General features: G+C 60.9%; 6 protein-coding genes. 5 read left to right on the top strand and 1 reads right to left on the bottom strand.

Annotation, left to right across the window (positions count from 1 at the left end):
• The first annotated feature begins 4 nt into the window (after positions 1-4).
• From pvdM to RGV33_RS22670, 5 genes are all read left to right on the top strand, one after another.
• The gene (pvdM, locus tag RGV33_RS22650) at positions 5-1375 is read left to right on the top strand and encodes a pyoverdine-tailoring dipeptidase-like protein PvdM (protein ID WP_322146224.1); all 1371 of its coding nucleotides are present in this window, start codon (positions 5-7) and stop codon (positions 1373-1375) included.
• A complete protein-coding gene (locus RGV33_RS22655; protein WP_322146225.1) occupies positions 1372-2661 on the top strand; it encodes an aminotransferase class V-fold PLP-dependent enzyme in 1290 nt (429 codons plus the stop codon). The genes pvdM and RGV33_RS22655 overlap by 4 nt, the downstream gene beginning before the upstream one ends.
• 39 nt (positions 2662-2700) lie before the next feature.
• Entirely contained in the window at positions 2701-3600 is a 900-nt protein-coding gene (locus RGV33_RS22660) for a formylglycine-generating enzyme family protein (protein ID WP_322146226.1), read from the top strand.
• Positions 3601-3759: 159 nt separating this feature from the next.
• On the top strand, positions 3760-5409 hold the full coding sequence (locus RGV33_RS22665; RefSeq protein WP_322146227.1) for a cyclic peptide export ABC transporter: 1650 nt from the start codon (positions 3760-3762) through the stop codon (positions 5407-5409).
• A 117-nt stretch (positions 5410-5526) separates the two neighbouring features.
• Positions 5527-7989: a TonB-dependent siderophore receptor gene (locus RGV33_RS22670; protein WP_322146228.1), complete on the top strand. Its 2463-nt coding sequence runs from the start codon at positions 5527-5529 to the stop codon at positions 7987-7989.
• A gap of 57 nt (positions 7990-8046) precedes the next feature.
• On the opposite strand, the gene RGV33_RS22675 is transcribed toward RGV33_RS22670, so the two are convergent.
• On the bottom strand, positions 8047-9006 hold the full coding sequence (locus RGV33_RS22675) for an alpha/beta hydrolase (protein WP_322146229.1): 960 nt from the start codon (positions 9004-9006) through the stop codon (positions 8047-8049).
• Between the last annotated feature and the right edge of the window lie 52 nt (positions 9007-9058).

A 9058-nucleotide genomic window follows, 5' to 3' on the forward strand; every position in this document is an offset into this window, starting at 1 on the left:
GGCAATGACAAAACCACGTTCAAAAAAGGCTCTTTATATTGGCCTGCCGTTGGCCCTGGCAATCAGCGCCGCTGCCGGCTTCGCTGCCTGGGATATCTGGTTCAAGGATGATCTCGGCTACCCGGCCAAAGTGGTCGAGCAAGCCCGTGAACTGCACGAGCGCATGCTTTCTTTCGACAGCCACGTCAGCCTGATGCAGAACTTCGGCACTGACGGCAACGAAGCCGACAAGGACGGCTCGGGCCAGTTCGACCTGGTCAAGGCCAACCGTGGCCGACTGTCCGGCGCGGCATTAACGATCTTCGGCTGGCCGGAATTGTGGAACGGTGCCAACGCACCGCACAAACCTACCGCCGGGTTCGTCGAAGAGGCCCGAAACCAGCAGGAGATCCGCTACAAAATCATCTCCGGCATGGTGCGCGACTTTCCCAACCAGGTCGCCATTGCCTACACCCCGGACGACTTCCGCCGCTTGCACGGCGAAGGCAAGTTCGCGATTTTCATCAGCATGCTCAACGCCTACCCATTGGGCCACGACCTGAATCAACTGGACCTGTGGACGGCGCGCGGCATGCGCATGTTCGGCTTCAGCTACATCGGCAACAACGACTGGGCCGATTCGTCGCGCCCATTACCCTTTTTCAATGACTCGCCGGACGCACTCGGCGGCCTCTCCGACCTGGGCAAGCAAGCCGTCAAACGCCTGAACGACCTGGGCGTGATCATCGATGTCTCGCAGATGTCGACCCAGGCACTGGAGCAAGTCGCGCAGTTGAGCCGCACGCCGATGGTCGCCTCGCACTCGGCGCCTCGCGCCATGGTGGATATCCCGCGCAACCTCACCGACAAGGAAATGCAACTGATCAAAAACAGCGGTGGCGTGGTGCAGGTGGTGGGGTTCTCCCAGTACCTGCGCCCGCTGACCCAGAAGACCCAGGACAGGCTCAACGACCTGCGCAAGGAATTCGGCCTGCCTCCACTGCCGAACCTCGCGATGGCACTGATGCCGGGCGACCCGATCATTGCTGCCTGGAGCGAAGAAAAATTCGGCCAATACGCCGGCCGACTCTACGGCATTCTTGAAGAAGAGCCGAAAGCCACCCTCAAGGACTATGGCGACGCCATCGACTACACCGTGCGCAAGATCGGCATCGACCATGTCGGCATCAGCTCGGACTTCAATGAGGGCGGCGGCGTCAAGGGTTGGGCAAACGTCGGCGACGTTCCCAACGTCACGGCTGAGTTGCTTGCACGCGGTTACTCCGAAGCAGACATTGCCAAACTGTGGGGCGGCAACTTCCTCAGGGTCTGGGATCAGGTACAGAACGCCGCGAAGCCTGCGCTGGTTTCGCAGCAGGGCGCCGGCAAACCATGAGCAACCGCAGAGCCTTTCTAAAGCAGGCCGGGATTCTCGCCGCCGGCCTGCCACTGACCGCCAGCTTGCCCGCCTTGGCACACGCGACGCCACAGGCGCCTGCGCCTCGGGACAAATGGGCGCAACTGCGCCTGTTGTTCAATCAGGATCCGGATTACCTGCACTTCTCCAACTTCTTGATCACCACGCATCCCAAACCGGTGCGTGAGGCCATCGAAAAGCACCGCGCCGCCCTCGATAAAAACCCGGGGCTGGCGATGGATTGGGACCTGGGCGTGATCGAAGAACGCGAAGAGCAGGTGCGGGCCTGGGCGGGGCGCTACCTGCAAGCCAATGCCAGGCAGATAGCGCTTACCGGCAGCACCACCGAAGGGCTGGCGATGATCTACGGCGGCGTACACGTGCGCCCCGATCAGGAAATTCTGACCACCGAGCACGAACACTACGCCACCCACACCATCCTCGCCCTGCGCACCGAACGCGATGGCACGCACGTGCGCAAAATCCGCCTGTTCAAAGACCCGCAAACCGCCACCAAAACCGAAATCCTTGAGGCCATCAACAGCAGCATTCGCCCCGAAACCCGTGTATTGGGCATGTGCTGGGTGCATTCGGGTAGCGGCGTGAAACTGCCAATCGCCGACATCGGTGCGCTGGTGGATAAGCACAACCGCGGCCGCAGCGATGCGGATCGCATCCTCTACGTGGTGGATGGCGTGCATGGCTTCGGCGTCGACGACCTGAGCTTCCCCGCGATGAACTGCGACTTCTTCATCGCCGGCACCCATAAATGGATGTTCGGCCCGCGTGGCACCGGCATCGTCTGCAGCCGCTTTGAAGAGGTCAAATACGTGACTCCGATCATCCCGACCTTCTCCGAGGCCACGGCTTTCTCGACCACCATGACGCCCGGCGGCTACCACTCGTTCGAGCATCGCTGGGCGCTCGACGAGGCGTTCAAGCTGCACCTGGAACTGGGCAAGGCCGAGGTTCAGGCGCGCATTCATGCACTCAACAGCTATCTGAAAAAGCGCTTGCTGGAGCACCCGCAAATCGAGCTGGTTACCCCGTTGAGCCCAGAGCTTTCCGCCGGTTTTACCTTCTTCCGGATCAAGCACAAGGACAGTGACAAAGTCGCCGCCTACCTGATGCAAAACCGCGTGGTCGCCGACGCCGTCCATCGTGATGTGGGCCCGGTGATTCGCACGGCCCCCGGCCTGCTGAACAACGAGCAGGAAATCGACCGTTTCATGGCGCTGCTTGGCACGCAGCTTAGAGCTGCCTGACACCGCACATTCCTTTTCAACCTGTTATCGAGAGAAATGATGAACAGTGAGCTGCGTAGCTTTTCCTTGAAGTCACTGGCCCTCGCCGGCCTGCTCGCCAGCCTGCTGCCGGGGCTTGCGCAGGCAGCCGAAACCAGCAAGCCGGGCAAGGTGTTCAAAGACTGCAAGGATTGCCCGGAAATGGTCGTGCTGCCCACCGGCACCTTCACCATGGGCACGCCGGAAAACGAAGTCGGCCGTGAACCCGATGAAGGCCCATTGCACCCGGTGACCTTCGCCAAACCGCTGGCCATCAGCCGCTTCCAGGTGCTCAAGCGTGAATGGTTTGCCTACCTCAGAGACACCGGCTACCAGATGCCCGACGGCGATACCCGCCCGGGCCGTGCGTGCAAGGCCGGCATCCCTGATTACCAGGGCAGCGACCCGAGCAAGCAATACACCGACAAACATCCGGCGGTGTGCATGGACTTCCCCGAGGCCGAGGCTTACGTGGCATGGCTGTCGAAAAAGACCGGCAAGCATTATCGACTGGTCAGCGAGTCCCTGCGCGAATACGCCGCCCGGGCTGGCAGCACCGGTTCATTCCCCTTCCCGTTCGATGAGGGCAAGGAATACAGCATCGCCCAACATGCGAACACCTATGGCGCTGCCGACGGCTACAACTTCACCTCGCCGGCTGGCAGCTTCCCGGCCAATGCCTTCGGCGTCTATGACATGCACGGCAACGTTTATGAGTGGACCGCCGATTGCTACAACGACAGCTATGTCGGCGCGCCAAGCGATGGCAGCGCCCGGCTGACCGGCAAGTGCGAAGTTCGCCAGATCCGCGGCAATGACTGGGGTGAAGCACCGGTGTTCTCGCGCTCGGGCAACCGCAACGCAACGTATACCGACACCCGCGGCGACTGGCTTGGCTTGCGTGTCGCCCGGGATCTGTAGCAACGCCGCCCGACTAAATTAACCACCTCTCCAGTCGTTTTACAGATGAGCGCGATCCGGCCATGCAACGCATGCCGGCGCGCTTGCGCCCTCCACGTCACCCAGGCCAAGCCCGCGACCGACCCCGGCCTTCGCCGCTCTTTCAAGCAGGGAACCTCCATGAGCAAACCAACACGCGGGGTGATCAATGAATTGTTTGCCCTGCTCAAACCCTTTCGGCTGATCGTTACCGGCTCGATCCTGCTCGGCATGGTCGGCGGCCTGAGCGTCACGGCGTTGCTGGCGACCATCAATAACGTGCTGCACTCCGAGGGCAACCTGAGCAACACCATGGTCGCGGTGTTCGCCGGCCTGTGCCTGCTGGCGCTGACCAGTTCGATCTTCTCCGACATCGGCACCAACTATGTCGGCCAACACATCATCGCCAAACTGCGTAAAGAGTTGGGCGAAAAAGTGCTGTCGGCCCCCATCGCTCAAATCGAACGCTATCGCAGCCATCGCTTGATCCCGGTGCTGACCCACGACGTCGACACTATCAGCGATTTCGCCTTCGCCTTCGCACCGCTGGCTATTTCCATGACCGTTACCCTCGGTTGCATGGGCTACCTGGCAATGCTCTCCTGGCCCATGTTCCTGATGATGGTCGTGGCGATCATGATCGGCACTGTCATTCAATACATTGCCCGCGGACGTGGCATGCAAGGTTTCATGCGCGCCCGCGAACATGAAGACGAGTTGCAAAAGCACTACCATGCGGTCGCCGAAGGCGCGAAAGAGCTGCGCATCCACCGCCCGCGCCGGCACCGCATGTTCGTCTCGGGCATAGAAGCCACCGCAGACAAAATCTGCGAAACCCAGGTGCGCTCGGTCAATATCTTCGTCGTGGCCAAAACCCTGGGCTCAATGCTGTTTTTTGTGGTGATCGGTCTGGCCCTTTGCCTGCAATCGCTGTGGCCGAGTGCCGATAAAGCGGTGATGAGCGGTTTCGTGCTGGTGCTCCTGTACATGAAAGGCCCGCTGGAACACATCATCGGCACGCTGCCGATTGTCAGCCGCGCACAAATCGCGTTCCGCCGTATTGCCGATTTGTCCGAGCAGTTCTCGTCGCCAGAACCGCATCTGCTGCTCAACGACCGGGGCCATCAGAAGACACCGGTACATAGCCTGGAACTGACCGATGTGTCGTACACCTTCCCGGCTGTCGAGGGCGCCACGCCGTTCCGTCTCGGGCCGGTGAACCTGAAGATCGAGCAAGGCGACATTATTTTCATCGTCGGCGAAAACGGATGCGGCAAGACCACCCTGATCAAGTTGCTGCTTGGCTTGTATGCGCCGCAGCAGGGTGAGATCCGCCTCAATGACCAGGTGGTCACCGCGCTCACCCGCGACGACTACCGTCAGTTGTTCACCACCATCTTTGCCGACTACTACCTGTTCGATGACGTGGTGCAAGGCGACACGCATATTCCGGATGACGCCAACAACTACCTGCAACGCCTGGAGATTGCCCACAAAGTCAGCGTGCGCGATGGCTCCTTTACCACCACCGACTTGTCCACCGGCCAGCGCAAGCGCCTGGCACTGGTCAATGCCTGGCTGGAAGAGCGCCCGGTGCTGGTGTTCGACGAATGGGCGGCCGATCAGGACCCGACCTTCCGCCGGATTTTCTACACCGAACTGCTACCGGACCTGAAGCGCCTGGGCAAAACCATCATCGTCATTTCCCACGACGATCGTTACTTCGATGTGGCGGACCAGCTGGTGCGCATGAACGCCGGAAAAGTGGTCAGCGAGCTGCAACCTGCCTGATTGTGAAAAAACTGTAAAAAAAAAGCGTTGAGCCTTTCTGGTTTTCAGAAGGCTCAACGTCTTACTTATAGTTAATAGAAATAGTTCTCAGTCAACACTTTGAAGAGTAGAAGAACAATGCCCGCACCGCACGGACTCAACCCGCTCGCCAAGGCTCTGCTGATCCGCCGTTCCTTCCGTTCAACCCTGCCGGCCGTCTGTGCCATGGCCATGACGTTGACGATGATCGGCCATGCACAAGCCGCCACAGTCTCGATCAATATTCCTGCTCAGTCGCTGGGGAGCGCGTTGCAGGAATTCGGTCGCCAAACCAATCTGCAAGTGCTCTACAGCCCGGATGAAGTCAGCGGCCTGCGCAGCGCCGCAGTCAGCGGCAACCTGGAACCCACCGAGGCCATCGCCCAGTTGCTTCAAGGCACCGACATTGCCTACAACGTCCAAGGCAACAATATCGCATTACGTTCGCGCAGCAGCGGCGACGGCAGCCTGAACCTGGCACCCACCAACATTTCCGCCGCCGAGGAATCGGCCTGGGGCAAGGTTGACGGGATCGTCGCCAAACGCAGCGCCAGCGGCTCCAAGACCGATACCGCGCTGAAGGAAATCCCGCAGACCATCAACGTCGTCACCCAAGGCGAAATCAAGATGCGTGGCTCGCAATCGGTCACCGAAGCCCTGCGCTACACACCCGGCATTACCGGTGGCGGCTTTGCCGAACGGGTGAAGATTTTCGACGAACCGACCTCGCGTGGTTTCACCCCTACCCCACTGTACCTAGACGGCCTGCACTTGCCCTACGGCGGCGGCAGCACCGGCGGCTCGCTGCAGATCGACCCGTACACCCTGGAGCGCGTTGAAGTGCTCAAAGGCCCGGCGTCGGTGCTCTACGGCCAGAACCAGCCGGGCGGCATCGTCAATATGGTCAGCAAGCGCCCGACCGCTACCCCGGTGCACGAAGTGGTGCTCGGGGGCGGCAGCTATGACCGCAAATACGGCGCCTTCGACCTCGGTGGCCCGATTGATGACCAGGGCGAATTTCTGTATCGCCTGACCGGTGTGGTCAACGACAGCAGCTCGGCCATCGACTATGCCAGCCAGAACCGCATGATGCTCGCGCCGAGCCTGACCTGGCTGCCGAACGACCGCACCACCATCACGGTGTTCGGCCAGTACCAGAAAGACCACGACGTACCGGAAGCTCAGGGCCTGCCGGCCTACGGCACGGTCAAGAGCACCCCGAACGGGCGCATCAGTCGCAGCCTGTTCCTCGGCGAGCCGGACGTGAACAAGTACCACCGCGAGCAGTTCGTGGTGGGTTACGAAATCGCCCACGAACTCAACGACGTCTGGACCCTGAAACAGAACGCGCGCTACGCCGACGTCAACGACCAGTACGTCGCGCCGCTGCACGGTTACGCGTTCCAGACCAACCCGGTCACCGGTCTCAACGACAAAAGCTACCAGACCCGCTATGGCGTGGACTGGTCGCAGCACAACAAGGTCTACGGCATCGATAACATCGCCCAGGCCAAGTTCAAGACTGCCGATATCGATCACACCGTGTTGCTGGGCGTGGACTACTACCACTTCAACTCGAAGTTCCTCGGCCTCTATGACAACCCCGGCCCGGGCATCGACCTGTACAACCCGGTGTATGGCAGCAAATTCAACTTCCGTGCGCCATACAAGTGGGATAACACCATCAAGCAGACCGGCCTGTATGCCCAGGACCAACTGCGCTGGAACCAGTGGTTCCTGACCCTCGGCGGTCGTTATGACTTTGCCGAGACCGACAACAAGCAACCCCTGAGCGGCGGCCACTCCAACCAGAAGGACGAGAAGTTCACTGGCCGGGCTGGCCTGGGCTACGAGTTCGACAACGGCATGACGCCCTATGTCAGCTACGCCGAATCGTTCCTGCCGCAAACCGGTAGCGATGTCAGCGGCGGCGCGTTCAAACCGACCACCGGCAAGCAGTACGAAGTCGGCATCAAGTACGAGCCGAAGGCCATCGACGGCTTCATCACGTTGTCGGCCTACCAGATCGACCAGGACAACATGCTCACCACCGACCTCGCCAACCCGGGTTTCAGCATCCAGAGCGGCACCGTGCGCTCCCGCGGTGTGGAACTGGAAGGCAAGGTCAACGTCACGCAGAACCTGCGCGTTCTGGCCGCCGTGTCGCGTAACCAGATCAAGTGGGAGAGCAGCAACGATGGTCGCCAGGGACGCACCCTGGCCATGGCGCCGCCGTTGACCGCTTCGGCGTGGATCAACTACGACTTCGACATCTCCACCGCCCTCGCCGGTTTCGGCGTAGGCCTGGGCGCCCGCTACGTGCGCAGCAGCTATGGCTCGGACTACGTGGAAGACTCCTTCCAGATCCCGTCCTACACCGTGTATGACGCCATGGTCTCCTACGACCTGGAAAAATCGCCGTTGCACGTCAAAGGCGTGAAGCTCAAAGCCAACCTGCAGAACCTCACCGACGAGAAATACGTGCCGGGCTGCAACAGTACGCTGGACTGCTACTACGGCGAAGGCCGTACCATGACCGCCGACGTGACCTACAACTGGTAACACGTTCAGCGCTCAAACAAACGCCGGCATTTGCCGGCGTTTTTTTTACTCCATCAATTACCCCCGCGCAAATGCCAGCGCCAGCCGCTCGGCAATATGCTGCTGCGCCTCTTCGGCCTCATCGATGATCGCGCCCATGCGCAGGAAGTCATGGGTCATGCCTTCATATACCTTCAACTCCACCGATACGCCCGACGCTTGTAGATGACGCGCATACGCCACACCCTCGTCATGCAGCGGATCGCACTCGGCCAGCACCAGCAACACCGGCGCCACGTTCGGCGCAACATCGGCCAGCAACGGTGAAAAGCGCGGGTCGAGGCGGTCGTTGAGGTCACGCTGATAGTGCTCATAGAACCAGCTCAGGGAATCCTTCTCCAGCAAATACCCCTCACCGAAACGCTCAATCGACGGCGTACGGCGGCTGGCGTCGGTGACCGGGTAGATCAATACCTGCAAACGCGGCTGCACTGCAGCGTTTGCCAGTTGCGCGGCGAGCACCGTGGCCAGGCTGCCGCCGACGCTGTCACCGGCAATCGCCAGTCGCGTGGCGTCGATACCCAGGCGTTGCGCGTTGGCAACCAGCCAGTCCCAGGCGTCCTGCGCATCCTCGGCGGCAGTCGGAAAGCGAAACTCCGGTGCCAGGCGATAGGCCACCGACACCACCACGCAATCGGCCATCGAGGCCAGCGCGCGGCACAGCGAGTCATGGGAATCAAGGCTGCCGACCACATAACCGCCGCCGTGAAAGTACAGCAGGGCCGGACGTCCGGCGCCTGCCTGCACCGCGTGATTGCTATAGACCCTCGCGTTCAGGCGCGTGCCATCGCGCACGGGCAATTGCAGTTCATCCACCACTTCCAAGGCTTCACCGCCAGCGTCCATCAACAAGGACGACTGATCGAATTGTTCGCGGGCCTGCTGCGGGCTCAACTCATGCATGCCGACGCGTTTGCCGCTGGCGCGACCGTTGCCCACCAGTTGCAGAAATGCGGCGATATCAGGGTTCAACGACATTCAAATCTCCAGGCCGCCGGGGCGTCTTGCAACGCCCTGACGGTGTTCAGGT

Origin of the sequence: Pseudomonas sp. Bout1 (genome assembly GCF_034314165.1) — a bacterium.
Lineage (GTDB): Bacteria > Pseudomonadota > Gammaproteobacteria > Pseudomonadales > Pseudomonadaceae > Aquipseudomonas.